We start from the raw sequence: 22,060 nt of genomic DNA on the forward strand, positions 1-22,060 counted from the left end.
CTGCCCCGATGTGTGTGCCTGATTCTGCCATTCCCGGACCGAGACCTTGACCGCCACGCCGAACTCCCCAGCCATGCCCGCTTCTTCCGACCCCTCGCCCGCCGTGCAGGCACCGCGCGGCCTTCATGTCATCACATGGGGTTGCCAGATGAACGTGTATGACAGCGCGCGCATGGCCGATGTCCTACGCCCGCTGGGATACGGTCCGGTCGAGCGGCCCGAAGACGCGGACATGGTCATTCTCAACACCTGTCACATCCGCGAAAGGGCGACCGAAAAGGTCTTTTCCGAACTCGGACGCCTGCGCAAGATCCGCGACGAGCGGATCGGGAACGGGCAGGATCGGACCATCATCGCTGTGGCAGGCTGCGTGGCGCAGGCCGAGGGCGAGGTCATCCTCTCCCGCGCGCCTTATGTTGATCTGGTGCTCGGCCCGCAGACCTATCACAAACTGCCCGAAATGGTGGCCCGTGCCGCCCGTGCGGGTGGTGCGGTGATCGAGACGGATTTTCCGATCGAGCAGAAATTCGATTTCCTGCCCACGGATGCTGCCCCCCAGACGCAGGGCAATCTCACGGCGTTCCTCACCATTCAGGAAGGCTGTGACAAGTTCTGCTCGTTCTGCGTGGTGCCCTATACCCGTGGCGCGGAAACGAGCCGTCCCGTGGCCTCCGTTCTCGCGGAAGCGCGGCGGATGGCGGAAAGTGGCGTGCGTGAAATCACGCTGCTCGGGCAAAACGTAAACGCCTATCATGGCGGTGACGGCAACGGCGGCAGTGCGACGCTGGCAGGACTGGTCGAACAGCTCGCGCAGATCCCCGGTCTGGGCCGCATCCGCTACATGACGTCCCATCCCCGCGACGTGGATCAGAGCCTGATCGACGCACACCGGGACAATCCGGCGCTCATGCCGTTCCTGCATCTGCCGGTGCAGAGCGGCTCGGACCGCATTCTCAAGGCCATGAACCGCGGCCATACGGCGGACGAATACCGGGAGAGCGTCCGCAAGCTGCGCGAAGCCCGTCCGGATCTGGCCCTGTCGTCCGATTTCATCGTCGGTCATCCCGGCGAGACGGAAGAAGATTTTGAAGCAACCATGCAGCTCGTGCGCGATATTGGTTTCGCCATGGCCTACAGCTTCAAATACTCCCCCCGTCCCGGCACTCCCGCCGCAGGGCAGCCGATGCAGGTGCCCGAGGACGTGAAGGACCGTCGCCTCGCCGAGTTGCAGGCACTTCTGCGCGAACAGCAGGACGCCTTCAACGCCGACATGGTCGGGACGGTGCAGGAAATTCTGGTGACAAACCGGGGCCGCAAGCCCGGGCAGATTGCCGGGCGCTCGCCTTACCTCCAGCCTGTTCACTTCGACGGCCCCGACCATCTAATCGGCTCCACCGTCAAGGTCGCCATCACCACACGCCGCACCAATTCCCTGGGCGGCACCCTGATCCGGGAGACAGCCTCCGCTTGCTGACAACGCACCCGACCCGTCCCGTCGCCACCAGCAGTGGCTCCGAAGGCAACCGCACCGTTGCCTTGCGTTTCAACGACAACATCCTGCTCCAGCGCCTGCTGGGAGACCATGACCGGCATCTCGTCCGGCTGGAGGAAGGGTTCAACGTCAAGCTGTCCTGTCGTGGCAACAAGATTGCCATTTCCGGCGAAACGGACACGGTCGGACGGGCGCAGGCGGCCATCATCGCGCTGTACAACCAGCTCGAACAGGACGGCACGATTGATGCCTCACAGGTCGATGGCGTCATTCGCCTGACCGCCCTCCCCAGCCGTCCGGAGCGTCCGGTCGATACACGGCAGGTTCGTCCGGTTCCGGAAGAACGCCAGCGCGGCCATGCGCCCCGCCGCCCCGAAAAAAGCAACGGCAAGCCGCAGACCCTGCCTGCCACTCCATTCGGGGATCTGCCCGCCATCCGGACCAAGCGCGGCGTGATCGCCCCGCGCTCGCACGGTCAGGCTGCCTATATGGAGATGCTAGCCAATACCGACATGGTGTTCGGTATCGGTCCGGCTGGCACGGGCAAGACCTATCTGGCCGTCGCACAGGCCGTCGGCATGCTGCTCGCGGGACAGGTGGACCGGATCGTGCTGTCACGCCCGGCCGTCGAAGCTGGTGAGCGCCTCGGCTTCCTGCCCGGCGATATGCGCGAAAAAATCGACCCCTATCTGCGCCCGCTTTATGATGCCCTGCACGACATGATGCCGGGCGATCAGGTGGTGCGCCGCATGGGGACGGGTGAGATCGAAGTGGCGCCGCTCGCCTTCATGCGCGGACGCACGCTGGCTCATTCCTACGTCATTCTGGACGAAGCCCAGAATACGACCGCAGCCCAGATGAAGATGTTCCTCACCCGTATGGGCGAAGGCACACGCATGGCCATTACGGGCGATCTGAGTCAGATCGATCTGCCGAATGGTGTATCATCCGGTCTGCGCGAAGCGGTCGAGACCCTCGAAGGTATCAAGGGAATCGGCATAACACGTTTTTCTTCCGAAGATGTGGTGCGCCATCCGCTGGTTGCCCGTATCGTCGATGCCTATGAACAGAAAGCGCCAGCCCCCCGGGACGTCTTCCGGAACAGGCTGCGCCGGGAAAACAATGGAACCTCCAAGTCGACACGCCGGCACTGACATCATCATCGAGGACGCGCGCTGGCGCGCCTCGGTGCCGGGAACGGAGCGTGCAATCCGGCGCGCTCTCGTCGCGGTCGCCCGTCAGGGTGGCCCCGATTTCACGCAGTCTCCGGCCCCTTCGATCCTTCTGGCAACGGACAGGATCGTCAAGCGCCTCAATGCGCGCTTCCGGGACAGGAACAAGCCCACGAACGTCCTGACGTTCGAGCCGCTTTCGCCGGAGCATGGCGGAGACATCGTGCTCGGCTATGAGACCGTCCGACGCGAAGCAAATGCCGCACAACGCTCCCTGAGGGCGCATCTGTCGCATCTTGTGGTGCACGGCGCGCTACATCTCGCTGGCTATGACCACCATCATCCCGGTGAAGCCCGGGAAATGGAAGGCATCGAAACCCGGACGCTGCGCTCCCTCGGCTTTGGCGATCCATGGCAGCAAGGCAACGCGCAAATGGCGGGGAGTGTCCGGATATGAGCGACGATACCAACGACCGCTTATCGGAAGAGTCGGGCAAAAGCCGCTCCTCGCGTGGACTTTTTGGACTTTTCAATCGTCGCAACCGCGATCAGGGCCTACGCGAATCCATAGCGACCCTCGTTCACGAAGCCAGCCAGCCGACTGAGGACGCCAGCGACGAGCCCGAACTCGACCGGCAGGAACGTTCCCTCATCATGAACGTGCTACGTCTGCGCGACATCACGGCGGATGACGTCATGATCCCGCGCGCAGACATCATTGCCATGCCCGAGGCCCTCCCGTTCGGCGAAGCACTGGACCTGATGCGCCGGGAAAACCACTCCCGCCTTCCGGTCTATCGCGACCAGCTCGACGACATTGCGGGCATGATCCATGTGAAGGATCTGATCGCCTATGTCGGCGAGCCGGAAGCTTTCGACATCCGTCCGCTGCTCCGTCAGCCACTGATGATCGCGCCCACGATCCCCGTGCTGGACCTGCTGCTCCAGATGCGTCAGCGCCAGATGCACATGGCCCTCGTCATTGACGAATATGGCAGCATCGACGGGCTCGTGACGATCGAAGATCTGATTGAGACCATCGTTGGCGATATTTCGGACGAACATGATGACCCGGTGACAACCATGTGGGTCGAGCGTCCGGACGGCTCCTTCGACATCGACGCCCGCCTTCCCGTGCGGCAACTTGAGGAGCGGCTCGGCGCTGTCCTGACGGATGCCGAACGCGAAGCCGAAATCGAGACGGTTGGCGGGCTGGTATTCCGTCTGGCCGAACATGTCCCGGCCCGGGATGAAGTTCTAACCCATGAAAGCGGTTTGGAATTCCGCGTTCTGGATGCAGACGCCCGGCATATCCGTGCCCTGCGGATGCGGGTTCCGGAAAGCTGGGAAAACAAGCCGCTTCCCGCTCTCAAGACACAGGAAGACGACCGGGGCTCTTGACGGAGCCGCGTGTTCGTCGTTCGAGTATCACCATCGTTTTCAGCGGAGCCCCGTTCATGCCTGCCGCCCAGCTTCTCGGCCGCCGTACCCTCATCGCCTCCGGAATGGCTCTTGTGGCCACTGCGGCGGCACCGTTCGCACGGGCGGACGATGTGCCCGCCAGCGACCCGCGCATGGGACCACGCGTTATCGGCTCCCCGGATGCCAAGATCATCGTGGACGAATGGTTCTCCCTGACATGTTCGCACTGCGCCCATTTCTCAAAGGAGATCTTTCCGCAGATCCGCAAGAACCTGATCGACACAGGAAAGATCCGTTACCGCTTTCATGATTTCCCGATCGATCAGGTCGCCCTGCTGGCCGCCATGGTCGCCCGCTCCCTGCCAGCGGACCGCTACGAAGCCTTCGTGACGGATCTGCTGGACCATCTGGACGAGTGGGCGTTCGCACAGAATATCGATCCGGTTGCCGAACTGAAGAAACGCGCTGCCCTGTTCGGGGTGAATTCTGCGGAATTTGACCGGATCAACGCAGATAATGCCCTGCGCGAGGCCATTATCAACAAGCAGGATCACGACGGCGCTTTCCTCCAGATCCAAGGCACGCCATATTTCCGCATCAATGATGTTCCCGCGCCCGACGTGGTCGGGAGTTATGATGATTTCGCCAAAGCAGTCGCAAAGGCTTCCTGAATGACCCGTCTTTCCCTTTCCCGCCGCTTGTTCGTCTCTGCCGCCCCGGCACTCGCTCTTGCGGGATCTGTCGCTGGTACGGCTCACGCCGCCGATGCAACGTCGAACGACCCCCGCCTCAGCCCGCGCATTATTGGCAATCCGAATGCCAAGGTTCTGGTTCAGGAATGGTTCTCTCTGACCTGCACACATTGTGCACATTTCGCGACGGAAGAGTTCCCCAAGATCAAGGAGAAGCTGATCGACACGGGGAAAATCCGCTATCAGTTCCATGATTTCTCCGGCGATCGTGTCGGTCTGACGGCTGCCATGGTGGCCCGCTCCCTGCCCGAAGAACGCTACGTCCCGTTCATCGAAGCCCTGTTCTCCAGCCAGATGCAGTGGGCTTTCGCGGCCGGTGGCGATCCGATGCAGCGCCTTCAGCAGATGTCTGCTCTCGCTGGCGTCTCCGCAGCCCAGTTCGATGCCATCAGCAAGGACAATGCCTTCGCCGAAGCCCTGTTCGATCAGGTCAAGAAGGACGCGGACACCTACAACATTCAAGGCACCCCGTATTTCCGCTTCAACAACACGCATTACGATCAGGACCCGGAAACCTACGAAAAATTCGCCGATCTCGTCGCCAAGGCGTCCTGATCCAATCCTCTAGGACCGGTATTTCCCTAGCCCGATGTCGAGCCGCACCACGACGATCGACCGCCTGAGCATTGGCGGTTTCAAGAGTTTCGCCGATGAGGTGCGTCTCGATATCCTTCCGGGTCTGACGGGGATCATCGGGCCAAACGGCTGCGGCAAATCCAATGTCGTCGAGGGCCTTCGTTGGGCGATGGGCGAAACCTCTGCTCGCGCGCTGCGCGGCGGAGAGCTTGATGATCTGATTTTCGCGGGGACTGGCGCCCGCTCGGCCCGCAACATAGCACAGGTCACGCTGCATCTCAGCAATGCGGCAGGACTGGCACCTTCGCCGTTTCAGGAGGCGGAGGAGCTGGAAATCAGCCGTCGGGCCGAACGCGGATCGGGCAGCGAATACCGCATCAACGGCCGCGTCATGCGGGCGCGTGACGTTCAGACCCTGTTCGCCGATCTGGCGTCCGGCGCACGAAGCTCCGCCATCATCAGCCAGAACCGTGTTGGCCAACTCATCGCCGCCAAGCCCGAGGAACGACGCCTGCTGCTTGAAGAAGCTGCGGGCATCACCGGGCTGCATGCCCGGCGCCACGACGCCGAACTCAAACTCCGCCAGACCGAAACCAATCTCTCCCGCGCCGAAGATCTGCGTTTGCAACTTGAGGAACGGCTTGCGAGCCTCGAAGGCCAGACGGTTCAGGCCCGGAAATACCGTGAGCTTTCCGAAAAGATCCGCGAGACGGAAACCGCGCTCCATGCCCTGCTCCATGCCCGCGCCAATCTGGCTGTGCAACGCAGCCGGGACGATCTGGCCAAGGCGCGCGAGGATCTTAAAAAAGCCGAACGCGCCGCCGAAACCGCGGCCATCGCCGAGTTCGAAGCCCGCAAGGCCGCCCCACAAGCCCGCGAGGAAACGGACCGTCTGCGCAGTACGCTTGAGCGCCTGAAAGTGCAGTCCGAGACCCTGAGGCAGGATCTCGACCGCGCCCGACAGGCCGAATCCGAAACACGCCTGCGCCTCGAACAGGCGGAAGGAGATCTGGCCCGAAGCCATGCCATTCTGACGGCGGACCGGGCGACACAGGAAACGACTGCCGCAGACTGTGAGGCGCTTGAAGCCGAAATGGATGCGCTCCCGCAACTCCGCTCGGCCTGCAGCGCCGAATGCGAGCGCCTTGATGCGCTCGAAAAGGAGCAGGCGCTCACGCTGGAAGACGCAACCCGTTTGCGGGACGCCGAAGCCATTCGCAGGGATGCGATGGTGGAAGGACTTGAGGCCCTGACGCTGCGGCTCGATACGGAAGCCACCGCACTCGACGCAATTCAGGCGGAAATCGCTGCTCTGGACGCGGCCACTCCCGATGATACGACACTGAACGCGCTGCGTCAGAATGCTGCGTCGATGCAGGAACAGTCCGAAGCCGACAGCCGCAAAGAGCAGGGCTGTATAACAGCCTTGCAGGAGGCACGCCTGAAAGCAGAACTGGACGGACAGGCGCTGACAGACGGCAAAAATCGTCTTCAGGCGCTGGAAGCCACGGAAGCCGATCTGGACAGACGCCTTCAGACGACACAGGCCCAGATCACGCAGGACCGGACAACGCGTGAGACTGCCCAGGCCGGGCTCCTCACGGAAGCAGCCCGCACGGATCTTAAAAAAACCCGCGACGTCACGGCACAGGCCCAGAGCGACGCCCATGCTCTGGAAGCGCAGGCAAGGCAGGAACAGGAACGCTTTGGCACGATCTGGCTGGAAGCCCGTGCGGCAGCCGAGGAAGGCATGCAGCGTCATAAAACGCTGCTCCGCGCCGTCGAACAGAGCCGCCATGCACGCGATCAGGCGCGCCAGAAAGTGCAGATCGCCGCAACGGCGGAAGCGACAGCCCGGACCGCTCTCGTCCCCGAACAAACGGTTCAGGACGTCCGCAATACCGTGACGCAGGCTGAAGACCGCCTGACAACCCTTCAGCAATCTCTTGCGGACGCGGACGCCACCCTCACGACCGCCCGCGAACGGGAGGGACAGGCTCGGCAGGCACTTTCCGCACTGGAAACGCTGATCCTGCGCACACAGGGCGAGTGTGAAGGGCTGGAGCAGAGCCTCAATGCCGTGGCCGCACAGCCCGACCCGCTCGAAGATGTGCTGGACCTTCCCGCAGACATGGCGCGGGCCGTCGCAGCAGTTCTGGCGGACGGGCTGGATGCCTCCCTCGCTGCTGACAATGTTTCAGCCGATCGACGCTGGCGCTCTCTGGAACGGCTTACCCCTGCAAAGCTACGGGACTGCGCTCGGCTTTCGATATTGGTTCAGGCACCTGCAGCGCTGCAACGCTGTCTGGACGCCGCTTTCCTGCTGGACGACGAGTCCGCAGGGCCTGATCTGCAAAAAACTCTCCAGCCGGGACAGGTTCTGGTCTGCCGCAGCGGGGCGCTCTGGCGCTGGGATGGCTTCACACGCTCGGCCGATGCCCCGGATTCCGGTGCGGCACGACTGGAGCAGCGTCGCCGTCTGACGGACGCCCGCGCGCTTCTTCAGTCCCATCTTGCCTCACAGCCCGCACTGGAAGAAAGTTGTGCCGCAGCCTTGCAGGCCCGCGAGCAGGCCGAAGCAGTCCTGATCACTCTGCGGCAGGAACGCGCGGCACTCGAACCCCAACTCGCCGAAGCCCGAACCGTCTCGTCACGGATTGAGCAAAAAGCGGCCCTTGCTCTCACGCATTGGGAGCAGGCCAGCGAACGTCTGAAAGACGCGGAAAGCGCGATGACAGCCGCGCAGACCAGCGTCGCACAGGCAGAAGCCGAACTGACCGCCCATCCCGATCCCGAGAACCTTCAGGCGCAGGCCCGAAACAGCACAAAGGATGCCGAAGCCGCCCGCGAAACGCTTAGGGAGGCGGGAACGAGGCTTCAGGACGCCCGGAATGCCGCCGATACCGCCGCCCGGACTCTGGATCAGGCTCTTCTGCGCCACGACACCACGCTGGCGCGTCTGCGGGATCTGGATGAAGCCGTAGCGCGGCTGGAAGCGGAACAGGCCCGTCTTGCAGAACAGCGCACTGTCCTCCAGCAACAGGAAAACCGTCCCGATATTTCCGCTCTGAGTGCCGCCGCCGAGACCTCGCAGCAGGCTTTCGATGTGGCACGGTCTGCGGCGGATACAGCGACACAAGCCGCGCGAAAGAGCTGTGAAGAAGCCCAGCGTCTGACCCGCGAACTCCAGATTTTGGACCAGACTGCCGCAACGGCCCTCGCCCGCCGCTCCGCATTGCAACCGCGCCAGACGGAGCTTCAGGCCCTCGTCAGCCGTCTGCGGGACGAACATACGAAGCGCATGGCCGAACTGGCGGAGCGTCCCGAGCCCACTCTGCTGGAACAGACGGTTCTGGACGCCACGGCCCCGCTCCATGAAACCCGGCATCTTCTGGAAGCTGCCCGAGCCGAAAGCGCGCGTCTTTCCCTTGAGGACGTTCGCCTGACCGGCGCGCTGACTGCGGTTCGTGCCAGACTTGAGGTGCTGGGCAGCCAGATCGCGGCCGGAGACGCAAGCCTTACGCATCTGCGGGAGCGACGGGACAAACTGTACACCAGCTTCCAGACAGTCAGCGCAGTTCCTGCCGAACTGGAGCGCAAACTCGCCGGACACGACCAGACCCTGGCGGACGCCCAGAGCGCTTACGATGTGGCGCGGGCCGCTGATGAAGCCGCTGGAGCAGCCGGGCTTGAAGCACAGGAACAGCGCCGCAACGCCGATCTGGCACTAGCCGCGGGGCGCGAGGCGATCGCACGCCTGACCGAGCGCGCGGAACAGGCTGTTGCCGCCCGAGAGCGCCTTCTGGCCGATAGCGAACCGCCAGAAGGGGGCGCGCAGGGTGCGGCCTATCCGTCCGACCTGTCCGAACAGGCCGAGACCGCGACCCGCCGGCGCCTTTCCCGCCTTACCCGCGAGCGTGAAGACCTTGGCGCGGTCAATCTGCGGGCCGAAGCCGAATTCGAGGAAGCTCGCGAAACGGCGGAAACCATCGCCCGCGAGCATGCTGAGCTGACGGCTGCCATCAACAGGCTGCGTGGCGGGATTGGCACAATCAACCGCGAAGGACGTGAGCGCCTTCTGGCCGTCTTTTCGGAAGTGGACCGGCATTTCCAGTCCCTCTTCGCCCGGATGTTCGGCGGCGGACGCGCTCATCTGGGTATGGTCGGAAGCGATGATCCACTGGAAGCGGGGCTGGAAATTTTCGCGCAGCCTCCCGGCAAGAAGCTCTCCACGCTGTCTCTGCTGTCGGGTGGCGAACAGGCCCTGACCGCACTGTCTCTGATCTTTGCGACCTTCCGATGCAATCCTGCCCCGATCTGCGTGCTGGATGAAGTCGATGCGCCGCTTGATGATGCCAATGTCGAGCGGTTCTGCTCGCTTTTGTCCGATATGACGAAGGAAGCCGGAACGCGCTTTCTGGTCGTGACGCACCATCAACTGACGATGGCGCATATGGATCGTCTTTATGGTGTCACGATGCAGGAGCGTGGTGTAAGCCGGGTTCTGTCAGTCGATCTGGGGCGCGCAGCTGCGTTGATGGACGGCTAAGGTCAATTTTCTCAAACAGATAAATTGACCTTGGACCGTTCTGGCCCTTTGATAGAAGGAAAATCAGAAAGCACGCGCCATCTTCGTTGATCCTCCCCTTCCCGACCCCGTCATGACGCGAATCCGTGAACACGGCATTCGCGTGGTGGGGGACGTGCATGGCGATCTGAATGCTTTCCGGCATGCGACGGCGACGGAACGCTTCGTTATCCAGCTCGGAGACCTCGTCGATCACGGACCTGACAGCGCGGGCGTGATGGAGCTGATGCTCGACCTTCTGGAGCAGCAGCGCGGGCTTTTCATTCTCGGCAATCATGACCGCAAACTCGGCCGCGCCCTTGAAGGCCGCCGCCTGAGACGTGATCCGCCGCTTGAGGAAACGCTGCGTCAGATCTCGCTGCCGGAATATGACGGCCTCCCCGAACGCATCTACAGGGCAATCGATCAGGCCCCGACATGGCTGCGGATCGGGCGCTCGCTGTTCGTCCATGGAGGGTTTCATACCGCCATGCTGTCCCACTCCCCCGTGCCGGGTCTGGGCGAGATGTCCGCGCCCTTGTCCCGCGCCCTTTTTGGAGAAACCACCGGCCGCATGCAGCCGGATGGCTATCCCGAACGCCGCCTGACCTGGATCAACCGTATCCCCGAAGGGATGACGGTGTATGTCGGCCATGACCGCCGCTCGACCGACGGACGCCCCTGGCGCCGGACGGGACGTCTGGGGGGCACGGCCGTCTTTACCGATCTTGGCGCCGGAAAAGGCGGCCATCTTGCATGGATTGATCTGAATGAGCCCTGAGCCTGTGTCTTCCCCCTCCCGCACTCCCGATCCTGCTCTGGCCGAACTCGAACGCCTGCGCGGCAGCATCGACAATATTGATGCCGCCCTAATCCACATGCTTGCGGAACGGTTCCGCTGTACGCAGGAAGTCGGACAGCTCAAGGCCCGCGCCCATCTACCGCCTGCGGACCCATCCCGCGAAACACGGCAGATCGAACGCCTGCGCCAGCTCGCCCGTGATGCGCATCTCGATCCGGATTTCGCCGAAAAGTTTCTGGCCTTCGTCATTCACGAAGTCATCCGCCATCACGAAGCCATCGCCGCCAATGCACGCAAGGCTTCGGAAGCCTGATGCCCCTGCACCGCCTCCTGCTGCTGCGCCATGCGGAGGCCGTCCCGCATGTCCTGACGGAAGACGGCGACCGCAGTCGCGCGCTGACGTCCAGAGGGCGCGAACAGGCCGCGAGCATTGGCAAACAACTTGCCGCACTCGATCTGCACGGCCCGACGCAGCTTCTGTGCAGTCCCGCTATCCGTACCCGACAAACGGCTCAGGGCGTGTTGGACGCGCTGGATCAGGCGGCTTCAGTCTCAATCGAAGACAGCCTCTATTCCGCAACTCCGGACACCCTCTACGGTCTCGTGCATGCCACATCCGAGACTATACGAACGCTTCTGATCGTCGGACATAATCCGACCATCGGTGAGTTCGCCTGCGACCTCCTCGGTCCGGCCCTTCAGAATATGCGTTTCTCGGCTCTCTCCCGGGGCTATCCGCTTGCGGGGCTGACGATTCTCGACGTTCCGGGAGACTGGCTGGATGTCCGTCCGTCGACCATTCAGCCGGCCACACTTCTTTTGCCCTGAAAGCTCTGTTCAGAGACGCTCTCTGGACACAAAAAACCTTTCAGAGATAAAACGGAATAACATTCTTACATTTCAGGCGGGTTATCTTCTGCATGTCCGAAAATCGTTCCGCGACCCTTTGCCTCGATGGCCTCAGCCGCCAGTTTCCGCTGCTGGAAGGAACGATCGGCCCGGACGTCATGGACATGCGCGCCCTGTCCCAGAAAACGGGCGTGTTTTCCTTCGACCCCGGACTGGGCAGCACTGCCACCTGCACCAGCGCCATCAGTTACATTGACGGCGACAAAGGCGTCTTATTGCATCGCGGCTATCCGATCGAGGATCTGGCCCTGAATGCGAGCTTCATGGAAACGGCCTATCTGCTGCTTTACGGCGAACTGCCGACGGCCGCGCAGTATCAGGCTTTCAGTAAGGACATGAACACCCACCGGCTGCTGAACGAGCAGATCCGGAACTTCTTCAACGGCTTCCGCCGCGACGCGCATCCTATGGCGATCCTGTGTGGGACCGTAGGCGCTCTGTCCGCATTCCATCACGACGGGCTCGACATTTCCCAGCCCGAGGCGCGGGATCTTTCCGCCCGGCGTCTGATCGCCAAAGTTCCAACCATCGCGGCCTGGGCCTATAAATACTCCATCGGCGAACCATTCATCTATCCCGATGAGGAGATGTCCTTCTCAGAGAACTTCCTGCACATGCTGTTTGCCCGTCCCGGCAACCATTACCGCGTCAATCCGGTTCTGGCGCGTGCAATGGATCGCATTCTGCTGCTGCACGCCGATCATGAACAGAACGCTTCCACGACCACTGTGCGGCTTGTCGGTTCCACCGGAGCGAACCCCTATGCCTGCATCGCGGCAGGCATTGCAGCCCTCTGGGGACCTGCGCACGGAGGGGCCAATGAGGCAGCTCTGGGCATGCTGGAATCCATCGGCAGTCGTGACGGCATCCCGGCCTTCCTCAATGAAGTCAAAAACCGCAATTCCGGCGTGCGCCTGATGGGCTTTGGCCATCGCGTCTATAAGAATTTCGACCCACGCGCGAAAATCCTTCAGGCGACCTGCCATGAAGTCATTGAAGAGCTAGGCCTCAAGCGCGATCCGCTTCTGGATCTGGCGATGGAGCTGGAGCGTGTGGCGACCGAAGACGATTATTTCGTCAGCCGTCGTCTCTATCCAAATGTGGATTTCTATTCCGGACTGATTCTCAAGGCTCTGGGCATTCCCAAGAGCATGTTCACCGTTCTGTTCGCTGTCGCGCGGACGGTCGGCTGGGTCAGTCAGTGGAAGGAAATGATCGAGGAACCGTCCGTCCGCATCAGCCGCCCTCGACAACTCTATATCGGTGCGGCGGAGCGGAGTTTCGTCCCGATGAGTGAGAGGAGCTGAAGCTCCTCTCCAAAATTCAGCAATCGCAGCCCGGCGTCTGGCCTCTGGCCTGACGGACGACGTGATGATCGATCCATTCCGCGACAAGGCGGCGGGCTTCCTTGACGGAAGATTCGGGGTGATGGATGCGGTACAGCGTCGTGCATGCGGCGAAGGCCTGCATGTCCGGCTGACCGACCTCCCGCAGTTCCTGATAGGCCGTCACAACAGCGCGTTCGCATTTCCGGCCGATCCGGCTGGTCTCTATGCTCACTTCTGATCCTGCCGTAAATGAGAATGAATATCGATATCTCTCCCTAGAACTCCCGAGCCTCCCATGCAAGCAGGAAGATCGGAACTGCCTGTGACACTGACAGGCAGCGGATAAAATTCACACAGTCTCAAGCCGGGCGATATTGCCCCTACCCTTCCCGGCGACAGCCCGGTAAACCACGAGAAAACGACGTCAGCGGAGACAAGCATGACCCAGTTCGCCGAGAGCCCGATGGCGGGCCGCACCCAGTGGGACCGCGACGCGGCCCTCGCCACGGCCCGTATCCTGCTTGAGATCAAGGCCATCAACTTCCGCCCGGAAGACCCCTACACCCTGACGTCAGGCTGGAAGTCCCCGGTCTATATCGACTGCCGCAAGATCATTTTCTTCCCGCGTGCGCGCACCAAGATCATGGAACTGGCCGTTGAAAAGATCGGCCGCCATATCGGCTATGAAAGCATCGACGCCGTCGTGGGTGGCGAAACCGCCGGTATTCCGTTCGCCGCCTGGATCGCGGACCGGATGATGACGCCGATGGCCTATGTCCGCAAAAAGCCCAAGGGCTTTGGTCGCAACGCGCAGATCGAAGGCGATGTGCCCGAAGGCATGCGTACCCTGCTGGTCGAAGACCTGACGACGGACGGCGCGTCCAAGATCCGATTCGCAAATGCCCTGCGTGATGCGGGTGCCATCGTGAACCACACCTTCGTTGTCTTCTTCTATGGCGTCTTCCCCGGTGCTCACAAAACGCTGGCGGATATGGACATTTCTCTCCATGCGCTGTGCACCTGGTGGGACGTGCTGGAAGCCTGTGCGGGGGCGAACTACTTCTCTGAAAAAGACAGCGCCGAAGTCCGCCGCTTCCTCGAAGATCCGTGTGGCTGGTCGAAGAAGCATGGCGGTGTGAGCAGCGCGGAAGAGGCGCTGGCTCTCAAGGCCAAAGCTGAAGCCTGATGGAGACTGGCGCATCCGTGCCAGCAGGCCGGAGTCTGGTTTTTGACTCCGGCATCGGGGGGATGGGCGTCGTGCAGGCCCTGCGCGATCTCCTTCCCGACCTTCATATCGACTACCTCGCCGATACGGCACTCTTCCCCTATGGCGAACAGCCGGATGACCTGCTGACATCGCGCATCGTCAGCCTTCTGGTCGCGGCCTGCGACAGGCTCCAGCCCGATGTGCTGGTCATTGCCTGCAATACCGCCAGTACGATCGCCCTCCCCGCCCTGCGTGAACGACTCAACATCCCGGTGGTCGGATGCGTCCCTCCCATCCGATGGGCCGGGCGTGTTTCAGAAAGCCGCGTCATCGGCCTGCTTTCGACCTCCGCCACCGCACGGCGCCCCTATACACTCCGGCTGCATCAGGAGTTCGCTGCGGATTGCCGTCTGATTACCCATGGCGCGCGTAGACTGGCCGATCTGGCGGAACGTGCTTTTCTGGGTGAGGTCATTACGAATGCGGACATCCAGCACGAACTGGACTGCCTGTTCGGGCAGCCTTATGGCGACGAGATTGATACGGTTGGATTGGGCTGTACTCACTACACCTTTCTGATGGATGCTTTTGAGCGCCTGTCTCCACCCGGTGTCCGCTGGCTTGACCCGGCTTCTGCCGTCGCCCGACAGGTCGGAACCGTCCTTCAGACGACGCCTCACGGAGCAGAAGCAGCGCAGAAAGGCCGTTTCCTCATGACCCGACTGCCGCACACCGCACCCGGGCTTCAGGCCGCCACCGCAAGGCTCGGTTTCAGGGGGTGGGAGCTGCTCACCGCCCCCGCTCCGCTCATGACAGCGGAAAGCTGAAAAACCCCTACCCGATCACGGGTAGGGGTTGAGGCGCCTCAGCGGGCGCGATCGACGGTGTACTGGACCGTTTCTGCCATCAGACGCCGCAGCTCACTGTCCGGGAAAATGGACAGCGCTTCGACGGCTTCGGCGGCGTAAACCCGTGCACGGGCAATAGTCGTGGCAATGGCACCTGTCTTCTCGATCAGGGCCAGCGCATGTGGCAGGTCAGCGTCCGTCTGCTCGCCCTTTTCAATGACACGCTCCCAGAACGCCCGGTCTTCGGGGGAGCCCACTTCATAAGCCGCCAGAACCGGCAGTGTGATTTTGCCCTCGCGCATGTCATCACCAACGGTCTTGCCCAGAACCTGCTGATCGGCAGCATAGTCGAGCGCATCGTCCACCAACTGGAACGCCATGCCCAGATTGGTCCCGAAACGGTCCAGCGCCACTTCTTCCGCTTCGGGACGATCAGCCACGACTGCCCCGACGCGGCAGGCTGCCGCGAACAGAGCCGCCGTCTTGCCGTGAATGACTTCCAGATACCGCTCAACCGGTGTGGAGAGATCGTTCTGCGTCACCATCTGAAGGACTTCGCCCTCGGCAATCGTCGCCGAAGCATCGGACAGGATCGCCATGACCTTGAGCGAGCCATCGGCCGTCATGAGCTGGAACGAGCGTGCGAACAGGAAGTCGCCCACCAGAACGGACGCCTTGTTGCCAAAAACTGCATTGGCCGACGCCAGCCCACGACGCAGATTGCTTTCATCGACCACGTCATCGTGAAGCAGCGTTGCGGTGTGGATGAACTCCACACAGGCTGCCAGTCCGACATGACGCTGATTTTCAGGAGTCGACTGATAGCCACACAGGCGGGAGGCGGCGAGCGTCAGCAGTGGCCGCAGGCGCTTGCCACCCGCTGCAACAAGATGGGCGCCAAGCTGCGGAATGAGCGGAACCGGGCTCTCCATCCGCGCGATAATGGCGCGGTTGCAGGCCTGCATGTCCTGTTCCAGATAGGCGGACAGAGCGGAAAGGGCGCTCTCGCTCCCTGCATCCCTGAGCACAGCTTTATCAACGGTCGCAGAAACGTCCGGTGCGGCAGAATCCAAGGGTCATTACTCCAGTTCCCGCAACGGCTCCGGGGGCTGGCCCAGGAGCGCACGGGCACGATATGATGTGGCGTAGCCCGTTCTTTCTCTCCTGTCGCGACAAGAACGAACGGACCATGTAACGCCGGACGACAGGTTGGAAAGACCATATGAGCGGCAGCAGGAAGACGGTCAACCCATTGCCCCCTCCGAACATCTTTTCCGGCCATGCATTTTCCGGTCCCGGTCCGGCCCGCGAAGAAGGATCGCTGTTGGGAGGGCGCGTGCGCTACGACCAGTTCACCGAAGGTTACAGGACGGGCCTGGAACCTGTTCTCATGGCGGCCTCCATCCCGGCAAAAGACGGCGAAACAGTTCTGGAAGCCGGTTGCGGGGCGGGAGCAGCCCTGCTGTGCCTCACCGCGCGCCTTCCGGGGGTTCGTGGAGTCGGGCTGGAAGCCGATCCGGAAACTCTGGCACTGGCCGAGCGCAATATCCGCGCCAATGCTGATCCCGACGGTGAAACGCGGATTCAGGTGGTCCACGCCCATCTGCCCGACATCCCCAAAAACCTGCGCGCCCTCACACCAACCGCCAATGGTCGTTTTCATCATGTAATGGCCAATCCGCCTTGGCACAGCGCGCACGGTACGCCTTCTCCCGACAGCCGACGCCGCCTCGCCCTGAGTGCGGAGACGACCGCACCGGAAGACTGGGCCCGCGCTCTGACGAAATGGGTTCTTCCGGGCGGAACGCTGACATTCGTCCTGTCAGTCGCCAGCGCGGACAGGATCTGCCGGACTTTACTGGAAAATGGGTGTGGTTCGATCCAGCTTTATCCTTTCTGGCCACGAGCGGGCCGCGAAGCAAAGCTGGTTCTGGTCCGCGCCGTCTATGGCGGACGGGGAATTTTCCGGCTTCGGGCCGGACTGGTTCTGCATGAGACGGACGGGCGTTTCACCGCTGCTGCAGAGCGTGTTCTGAGAGACGGAGAAGCCCTGCCTGAAAGTCAGAACCTCTCCAGACCCTGTTTTTAGCTGAAAACGTTGCCTTCAAACGCTTCTTCCCATGTGCCGGAGGTGGAGGCACGGGAATATTCGGTCGAACGGTTCTCGAAGAAATTGGCGTGTTCAACGGCGTTCAGCATGTCGTCGATCCACGGCAGTGGGTTGCTTTCCTGCCCATAGACCGGATCCAGACCAAGCTGCGTCAGGCGACGATCAGCGATGAATCGGATGTACGCCTTCACATCGTCCGACGACATGCCCTCGACCGGGCCCATTTCGAACGCCAGATCGATGAACGCATCTTCGTGCTCGACCGTCGTGCGGCAGACCTGCGTCAGTTCCTCGCGGAAATCGGGGGTCCACAGTTCCGGGTTTTCGCGGATGAACGTCCGGAACAGGCGGATCATGGACAGGCAGTGCAGCGTCTCGTCACGCACCGACCAGGACACGATCTGCCCCATGCCCTTGAGCTTGTTGAAACGCGGGAAGTTCAGCAGAATCGCGAAGGACGCGAAAAGCTGGAGGCCTTCCATAAACGCCCCGAACGCCGCCATGGTTTTGGCGATTTCACGCTTACTGTCGATGTTGAACGACTGCATGAAATCGTATTTGTCCTTCATCTCCTTGTATTTCAAGAAGGCCGAATACTCGGTCTCGGGCATCCCGATGGTATCAAGAAGATGGGAATACGCGGCGATGTGGATCGTCTCGATGTTCGAGAACGACGACAGCATCATCAGCACTTCAGTCGGTTTGAAAACCTGACTGTAATACTTCATGTACGCGGAATTTACTTCCACGTCCGCCTGCGTGAAGAAGCGAAAAATCTGCGTGACGAGATGCTGCTCGGCTGCCGTCAGCGTCCGGTGCCAGTCTTTAACGTCATCGGCCAGCGGCACTTCCTCGGGCAGCCAGTGGACGCGCTGCTGGGTCAGCCAGGCGTCATAGGCCCAAGGATAGCGGAAAGGCTTGTAGACCGGGTTGGCGGTCATCAGGTCGAAATGCTGCTCGTCCGGCGTGCCGGAGATCGGGGTGGTGTCGCTCATGATCGCGTCCTTTCACATCCCGCCATTACTGGCAGGACAGGCACTCTTCGTAATCGCCGCTGCTCATTTCGCCGCGCGGGGCGGCCTGAGCCGTGGCTTCGTATTTTTCGTCTTCCAGAATGTCGCTCTTTACCGCCAGCGTGGACACCGCATCGGCGCGCTGCACGGACAGGGAGCGGCAGTAATAGAGAGACTTCAGGCCCTTTTTCCAAGCTTGGAAATGGATCTGATGCAGGTCACGCTTGTGCACGTCAGCGGGCAAGAACAGATTGACCGACTGCGCCTGACAGATGAACGGTGCACGGTCTGCGGCATGTTCCACGACCCAGCGCTGATCGAGTTCAAACGCCGTTTTGAACACATCTTTCTCGTCCTGCGTCAGGAAGTCGAGATCCTGCACCGAGCCCTTGTTCAGCGTAATCGCCGACCAGACTTCATCCGTGTCCTGCCCGCGCTCTTCCAGAATTTTCTTCAGGTGGCGGTTGCGCACCGAGAACGAACCCGAAAGCGTTTTCTGCAGAAACACATTGGCGCTGATCGGCTCGATTCCGGGGCTGGCATTGCCCGTGATGATCGAAATCGAGGCCGTCGGAGCGATCGCAAGCTTGTGCGAGAAGCGCTCCATGAAGCCGTATTCCTCGGCATCGGGGCACGGACCACGCACTTCCGCCAGATGCTTCGACGCAGCGTCAGCCTGCTTGCGGATATATTCAAAAATTTTCCGGTTCCAGACCTTCGCCATCACGGACTCGAACGGGATCATCCGGGCCTGAAGGAAGGAGTGGAAACCCATCACGCCTAGCCCGACCGAACGCTCACGGGCAGCGGCGTATTTGGCACGCGCCATATCATCTGGAGCGCGGTCGATAAAATCCTGCAGCACGTTATCGAGGAACAGCATGACGTCCTCGATGAACTGCGGATCATCCTTCCACTCGTCCCAGGTCTCAAGATTGAGCGAGGAGAGGCAGCAGACAGCTGTGCGGTTCTTGCCATGATGGTCGATGCCGGTCGGCAGGGTGATCTCAGCGCAGAGATTGGATGTCTTCACTTCCAGCCCGGCCAACTTGTGATGCTCGGGCCGCGCGCGGTTCACATGGTCGGAATAGATGATGTAGGGCTCGCCCTGCTCCATCCGCGCCGTCAGGATCCGGATCCACAGACCGCGCGCCGACACCTTGCGGATCGTGCTGTGATCCTTCGGCGACAGCAGTGCCCATTCTTCGTCCGCCTCGACCGCACGCATGAACGCATCGGTCACGAGCACGCCGTGATGAAGGTTCAGCGCCTTGCGGTTCGGATCACCACCCGTCGGGCGGCGCATCTCAACGAATTCTTCCACTTCCGGATGCCACACCGGCAGATACACCGCGGCCGAGCCACGACGGAGCGAACCCTGCGAGATTGCCAGAGTCAGGCTGTCCATGACACGGATGAAGGGAATGACGCCGGAGGTCTTGCCGTTGCGACCGATATTCTCGCCGATGGACCGCAGATTGCCCCAGTAAGACCCGATGCCGCCGCCCTTGGACGCCAGCCAGACGTTCTCGTTCCACAGCCCCACGATTCCCTCAAGGCTGTCCTCGGCTTCGTTCAGGAAGCAGGAAATCGGCAGTCCGCGCTCGGTTCCGCCATTGGACAGAACAGGCGTGGCCGGCATGAACCAGTGGCGGGAAATGTAGTCATAGATCCGCTGCGCATGACCTGCATCCGCGCCGTAATAGGAGGCGACGCGGGCGAAAAGTGACTGATAGTCCTCGCCCGGAAGCAGGTAGCGGTTGTTGAGTGTCGCCTTGCCGAAATCCGTCAGCAGGGAATCGCGCGAACGATCGACGCGTACGGCATGATGGCCCGGAAGCTGCACCACATCGTCGAACATGTCCGCCGAATTGGCATCTCCGGGAATCGGCGTCTCGCCCACGGGGTGGTCGGATAGCGGGCGCACGTCATGCGGTCGGTCGGACTGATCGGACACGTCCATCGTCACGTCATGAAGGGTCATTCGCTCTCTCCGCAGGGCATCTATTTTCGAAATCTTGAGCACTCATTTCCATCACTCCGAACCCGATCGCAAGCACGAAGTTCGCTTGCAAAATCGAAAGAGCTGTGAATTCGAACCATCCCATATCTAGGGAAGGAATTCGTTAATGCCCCTAGATATAGTGCTGATCGCAGAAAACCGCCCCTAAGCGTTGTTATCCCAAGAGTTTTCCCCTGAGGCATTTTCCCGGTGTGTGATAGCGGTCACAGGGTTGGGAAATTTCATGAACATCGCGTCGGGCAACGATCCGAACGGCATCGCGTTTGGAGTACGAAACCCAAATTGCGAAAGACCCCATCATGACGATCAAAAAGACAGCTTCGGCACATTGGAGCGGCGGTCTCAAGGACGGCAAAGGCACGATTTCCACGCAGAGCGGCGCTCTGCATGACCAGCCTTATGGCTTCAACACCCGCTTTGAAGACAAGCCCGGCACGAACCCCGAGGAACTGCTTGGCGCGGCCCATGCCGGGTGTTTCACGATGGCGCTGTCCATGATGCTGGAACAGGCTGGCTTCAAAGCCGAGTCACTGGAAACGAAAGCGACCATCTCGCTGGACAAGTCAGGCGAAGGCTTTGCCATCACCCAGTCTCATCTCACGTTGCGCGGTAAGGTTCCGGGCGCGTCGGAAACCCAGTTTCTCGACATTGCGAACAAAGCCAAAGCGGGTTGCCCGCTGTCGCAGGTCATCAAGGCGAACATTACGCTGGACGCCACCCTCGAACACTAAAACGGCGCTTATGCTGGCGGGGGTCTAACGGCCCCAGCCACATTGTGCATGATCGCGCAGCAGATGGTCGGCCAGTACGCAGGCCATCATCGCTTCCGCCACAGGAACGGCGCGGATGCCAATACAGGGATCATGCCGTCCCTTGGTCATCACCTCCACAGACTCGCCCGCGCGCGTGATACTCGAAACGGGTGTGAGGATCGAACTGGTCGGCTTGATCGCAAAGCGCGCCACGATGGGCTGTCCCGTGGAAATACCGCCCAGAATGCCACCGGCATGGTTGGACGCGAACTGCGGCCCTGGCGAAATCGGATCGGCGTTCTGCTCGCCGCGAAGGGCGGCCACGGCAAAACCATCCCCGATCTCGACGCCCTTGACGCCATTGATCCCCATCATGGCGCCCGCCAGATCGGCATCCAGCTTGCCATAGACCGGCGCACCGAGTCCGGCTGGCAGACCTTCTGCCACGACTTCAACGGTCGCACCGATGGAGGATCCATCCTTACGAACGGAGTCGAGCAGAGCCTCCCACGACACCACCGAACCCGCATCCGGGCACCAGAGCGGATTACGCTCGACTTCGTCCCAGTCCCAGCGGGATGGATCAATGGTCTGACCGCCGATCCCCGTCAGGGCTGCGCGGATTTTCACGCCTTCGCTTACCAGCGCCTTCAGTAGCACACGCGCCACAGCCCCTGCGGCAACCCGCATGGCCGTCTCGCGCGCCGAGGAGCGCCCGCCTCCGCGATAATCGCGGATGCCGTATTTCATGTCATAGGCAATGTCGGCATGACCAGGACGATACCGGGTTGCGATATCGCCGTAATCTTTCGACCGCTGATCGGTATTTTCGATCATCAGCGAAATGGGAGTACCGGTCGTCTGGCCTTCAAACACGCCCGACAGGATGCGGACCTGATCCGGCTCCCGGCGCTGCGTGGTAAAGCGGGACTGCCCCGGACGACGACGGTCGAGCCAGGGCTGGATGTCCTCTTCGGACAGCTTCAGGCGGGGCGGACAGCCATCAATGACGCAGCCGATGGCTGGCCCGTGACTTTCACCCCAAGTGGTAACGCGAAAAAGCTTCCCGAAGCTGTTGTCCGACATG

At 61.5% G+C, this 22,060-nt stretch carries 20 protein-coding genes; 15 read left to right on the forward strand and 5 right to left on the reverse strand.

Annotation, left to right across the window (positions count from 1 at the left end; translation table 11 throughout):
• Positions 1-73: 73 nt before the first annotated feature.
• From miaB to GKO01_RS00520, 11 genes are all read left to right on the forward strand, one after another.
• A complete protein-coding gene (gene miaB / locus GKO01_RS00470; protein ID WP_099285123.1) occupies positions 74-1,474 on the forward strand; it encodes a tRNA (N6-isopentenyl adenosine(37)-C2)-methylthiotransferase MiaB in 1,401 nt (466 codons plus the stop codon).
• On the forward strand, positions 1,468-2,646 hold the full coding sequence (locus GKO01_RS00475) for a PhoH family protein (RefSeq protein WP_099285125.1): 1,179 nt from the start codon (positions 1,468-1,470) through the stop codon (positions 2,644-2,646). The genes miaB and GKO01_RS00475 overlap by 7 nt, the downstream gene beginning before the upstream one ends.
• Complete coding sequence (gene ybeY / locus GKO01_RS00480) at positions 2,615-3,121, forward strand: rRNA maturation RNase YbeY (protein ID WP_099285127.1); 507 nt, start codon at positions 2,615-2,617, stop codon at positions 3,119-3,121. The genes GKO01_RS00475 and ybeY overlap by 32 nt, the downstream gene beginning before the upstream one ends.
• On the forward strand, positions 3,118-4,065 hold the full coding sequence (locus GKO01_RS00485; RefSeq protein ID WP_099285130.1) for a hemolysin family protein: 948 nt from the start codon (positions 3,118-3,120) through the stop codon (positions 4,063-4,065). Before ybeY ends, GKO01_RS00485 begins: the two co-directional genes overlap by 4 nt.
• A 56-nt stretch (positions 4,066-4,121) precedes the next feature.
• Entirely contained in the window at positions 4,122-4,757 is a 636-nt protein-coding gene (locus GKO01_RS00490) for a DsbA family protein (RefSeq protein WP_099285534.1), read from the forward strand.
• The gene (locus tag GKO01_RS00495) at positions 4,758-5,393 is read left to right on the forward strand and encodes a thioredoxin domain-containing protein (RefSeq protein WP_099285132.1); all 636 of its coding nucleotides are present in this window, start codon (positions 4,758-4,760) and stop codon (positions 5,391-5,393) included. It begins immediately after the preceding gene.
• A 34-nt stretch (positions 5,394-5,427) separates the two neighbouring features.
• Positions 5,428-9,963 (forward strand): AAA family ATPase, encoded by a 4,536-nt coding sequence (locus GKO01_RS00500; protein ID WP_099285134.1) that lies wholly within the window; start codon positions 5,428-5,430, stop codon positions 9,961-9,963.
• Between the two features lie 112 nt (positions 9,964-10,075).
• Complete coding sequence (locus GKO01_RS00505) at positions 10,076-10,762, forward strand: metallophosphoesterase (protein ID WP_099285136.1); 687 nt, start codon at positions 10,076-10,078, stop codon at positions 10,760-10,762.
• Entirely contained in the window at positions 10,752-11,096 is a 345-nt protein-coding gene (locus tag GKO01_RS00510; RefSeq protein WP_099285138.1) for a chorismate mutase, read from the forward strand. The genes GKO01_RS00505 and GKO01_RS00510 overlap by 11 nt, the downstream gene beginning before the upstream one ends.
• Positions 11,096-11,611, forward strand: a complete 516-nt coding sequence (locus tag GKO01_RS00515; RefSeq protein WP_099285140.1) for a SixA phosphatase family protein — start codon at positions 11,096-11,098, stop codon at positions 11,609-11,611. The genes GKO01_RS00510 and GKO01_RS00515 overlap by 1 nt, the downstream gene beginning before the upstream one ends.
• Positions 11,612-11,703: 92 nt before the next feature.
• The gene (locus GKO01_RS00520; RefSeq protein ID WP_099285142.1) at positions 11,704-12,999 is read left to right on the forward strand and encodes a citrate synthase; all 1,296 of its coding nucleotides are present in this window, start codon (positions 11,704-11,706) and stop codon (positions 12,997-12,999) included.
• A gap of 16 nt (positions 13,000-13,015) precedes the next feature.
• On the opposite strand, the gene GKO01_RS00525 is transcribed toward GKO01_RS00520, so the two are convergent.
• Positions 13,016-13,252, reverse strand: coding sequence for a hypothetical protein (locus tag GKO01_RS00525; protein ID WP_024716776.1), 237 nt, complete (start codon positions 13,250-13,252; stop codon positions 13,016-13,018).
• Positions 13,253-13,459: 207 nt separating this feature from the next.
• Here GKO01_RS00525 and GKO01_RS00530 point away from each other — a divergent pair, with 207 nt between their 5' ends.
• Both GKO01_RS00530 and murI read left to right on the forward strand, forming a co-directional pair.
• Positions 13,460-14,206, forward strand: coding sequence for an orotate phosphoribosyltransferase (locus tag GKO01_RS00530; protein ID WP_062030279.1), 747 nt, complete (start codon positions 13,460-13,462; stop codon positions 14,204-14,206).
• Positions 14,206-15,054 carry a glutamate racemase gene (murI, locus tag GKO01_RS00535; RefSeq protein WP_099285144.1) on the forward strand — a complete coding sequence of 283 codons (849 nt, stop codon included), beginning with the start codon at positions 14,206-14,208 and terminating at the stop codon, positions 15,052-15,054. The genes GKO01_RS00530 and murI overlap by 1 nt, the downstream gene beginning before the upstream one ends.
• A 38-nt stretch (positions 15,055-15,092) precedes the next feature.
• On the opposite strand, the gene GKO01_RS00540 is transcribed toward murI, so the two are convergent.
• A complete protein-coding gene (locus tag GKO01_RS00540) occupies positions 15,093-16,148 on the reverse strand; it encodes a polyprenyl synthetase family protein (RefSeq protein WP_099285146.1) in 1,056 nt (351 codons plus the stop codon).
• A 149-nt stretch (positions 16,149-16,297) separates the two neighbouring features.
• On the opposite strand from GKO01_RS00540, the gene GKO01_RS00545 reads away from it, so the two are divergent.
• Positions 16,298-17,164 carry a tRNA1(Val) (adenine(37)-N6)-methyltransferase gene (locus tag GKO01_RS00545; RefSeq protein WP_099285148.1) on the forward strand — a complete coding sequence of 289 codons (867 nt, stop codon included), beginning with the start codon at positions 16,298-16,300 and terminating at the stop codon, positions 17,162-17,164.
• Here GKO01_RS00545 and GKO01_RS00550 read toward each other — a convergent pair.
• The gene (locus GKO01_RS00550) at positions 17,161-18,180 is read right to left on the reverse strand and encodes a ribonucleotide-diphosphate reductase subunit beta (protein WP_099285150.1); all 1,020 of its coding nucleotides are present in this window, start codon (positions 18,178-18,180) and stop codon (positions 17,161-17,163) included. The genes GKO01_RS00545 and GKO01_RS00550 overlap by 4 nt on opposite strands.
• Before the next feature lie 25 nt (positions 18,181-18,205).
• Complete coding sequence (locus tag GKO01_RS00555) at positions 18,206-20,182, reverse strand: ribonucleoside-diphosphate reductase subunit alpha (RefSeq protein WP_099285152.1); 1,977 nt, start codon at positions 20,180-20,182, stop codon at positions 18,206-18,208.
• A gap of 338 nt (positions 20,183-20,520) precedes the next feature.
• Here GKO01_RS00555 and GKO01_RS00560 point away from each other — a divergent pair, with 338 nt between their 5' ends.
• The gene (locus GKO01_RS00560; RefSeq protein ID WP_099285154.1) at positions 20,521-20,952 is read left to right on the forward strand and encodes an OsmC family protein; all 432 of its coding nucleotides are present in this window, start codon (positions 20,521-20,523) and stop codon (positions 20,950-20,952) included.
• A gap of 24 nt (positions 20,953-20,976) precedes the next feature.
• Here GKO01_RS00560 and aroC read toward each other — a convergent pair whose 3' ends face one another.
• Positions 20,977-22,059 (reverse strand): chorismate synthase, encoded by a 1,083-nt coding sequence (gene aroC, locus GKO01_RS00565; protein ID WP_099285156.1) that lies wholly within the window; start codon positions 22,057-22,059, stop codon positions 20,977-20,979.
• Position 22,060 lies beyond the last annotated feature (1 nt).

The organism is Gluconobacter kondonii, from assembly GCF_002723995.1.
GTDB lineage: Bacteria > Pseudomonadota > Alphaproteobacteria > Acetobacterales > Acetobacteraceae > Gluconobacter > Gluconobacter kondonii.

Bases quoted from the DNA above. Each gene is read 5' to 3' on its own strand.
- miaB (WP_099285123.1), top strand. From the start codon at position 74: ATGCCCGCTTCTTCCGACCCCTCGCCCGCCGTGCAGGCACCGCGCGGC.
- ybeY (WP_099285127.1), top strand. From the start codon at position 2,615: ATGGAACCTCCAAGTCGACACGCCGGCACTGACATCATCATCGAGGAC.
- GKO01_RS00485 (WP_099285130.1), top strand. From the start codon at position 3,118: ATGAGCGACGATACCAACGACCGCTTATCGGAAGAGTCGGGCAAAAGC.
- GKO01_RS00490 (WP_099285534.1), top strand. From the start codon at position 4,122: ATGCCTGCCGCCCAGCTTCTCGGCCGCCGTACCCTCATCGCCTCCGGA.
- GKO01_RS00495 (WP_099285132.1), top strand. From the start codon at position 4,758: ATGACCCGTCTTTCCCTTTCCCGCCGCTTGTTCGTCTCTGCCGCCCCG.
- GKO01_RS00500 (WP_099285134.1), top strand. From the start codon at position 5,428: ATGTCGAGCCGCACCACGACGATCGACCGCCTGAGCATTGGCGGTTTC.
- GKO01_RS00505 (WP_099285136.1), top strand. From the start codon at position 10,076: ATGACGCGAATCCGTGAACACGGCATTCGCGTGGTGGGGGACGTGCAT.
- GKO01_RS00510 (WP_099285138.1), top strand. From the start codon at position 10,752: ATGAGCCCTGAGCCTGTGTCTTCCCCCTCCCGCACTCCCGATCCTGCT.
- GKO01_RS00515 (WP_099285140.1), top strand. From the start codon at position 11,096: ATGCCCCTGCACCGCCTCCTGCTGCTGCGCCATGCGGAGGCCGTCCCG.
- GKO01_RS00520 (WP_099285142.1), top strand. From the start codon at position 11,704: ATGTCCGAAAATCGTTCCGCGACCCTTTGCCTCGATGGCCTCAGCCGC.
- GKO01_RS00530 (WP_062030279.1), top strand. From the start codon at position 13,460: ATGACCCAGTTCGCCGAGAGCCCGATGGCGGGCCGCACCCAGTGGGAC.
- murI (WP_099285144.1), top strand. From the start codon at position 14,206: ATGGAGACTGGCGCATCCGTGCCAGCAGGCCGGAGTCTGGTTTTTGAC.
- GKO01_RS00545 (WP_099285148.1), top strand. From the start codon at position 16,298: ATGAGCGGCAGCAGGAAGACGGTCAACCCATTGCCCCCTCCGAACATC.
- GKO01_RS00550 (WP_099285150.1), bottom strand. From the start codon at position 18,180: ATGAGCGACACCACCCCGATCTCCGGCACGCCGGACGAGCAGCATTTC.
- GKO01_RS00555 (WP_099285152.1), bottom strand. From the start codon at position 20,182: ATGACCCTTCATGACGTGACGATGGACGTGTCCGATCAGTCCGACCGA.
- GKO01_RS00560 (WP_099285154.1), top strand. From the start codon at position 20,521: ATGACGATCAAAAAGACAGCTTCGGCACATTGGAGCGGCGGTCTCAAG.
- aroC (WP_099285156.1), bottom strand. From the start codon at position 22,059: ATGTCGGACAACAGCTTCGGGAAGCTTTTTCGCGTTACCACTTGGGGT.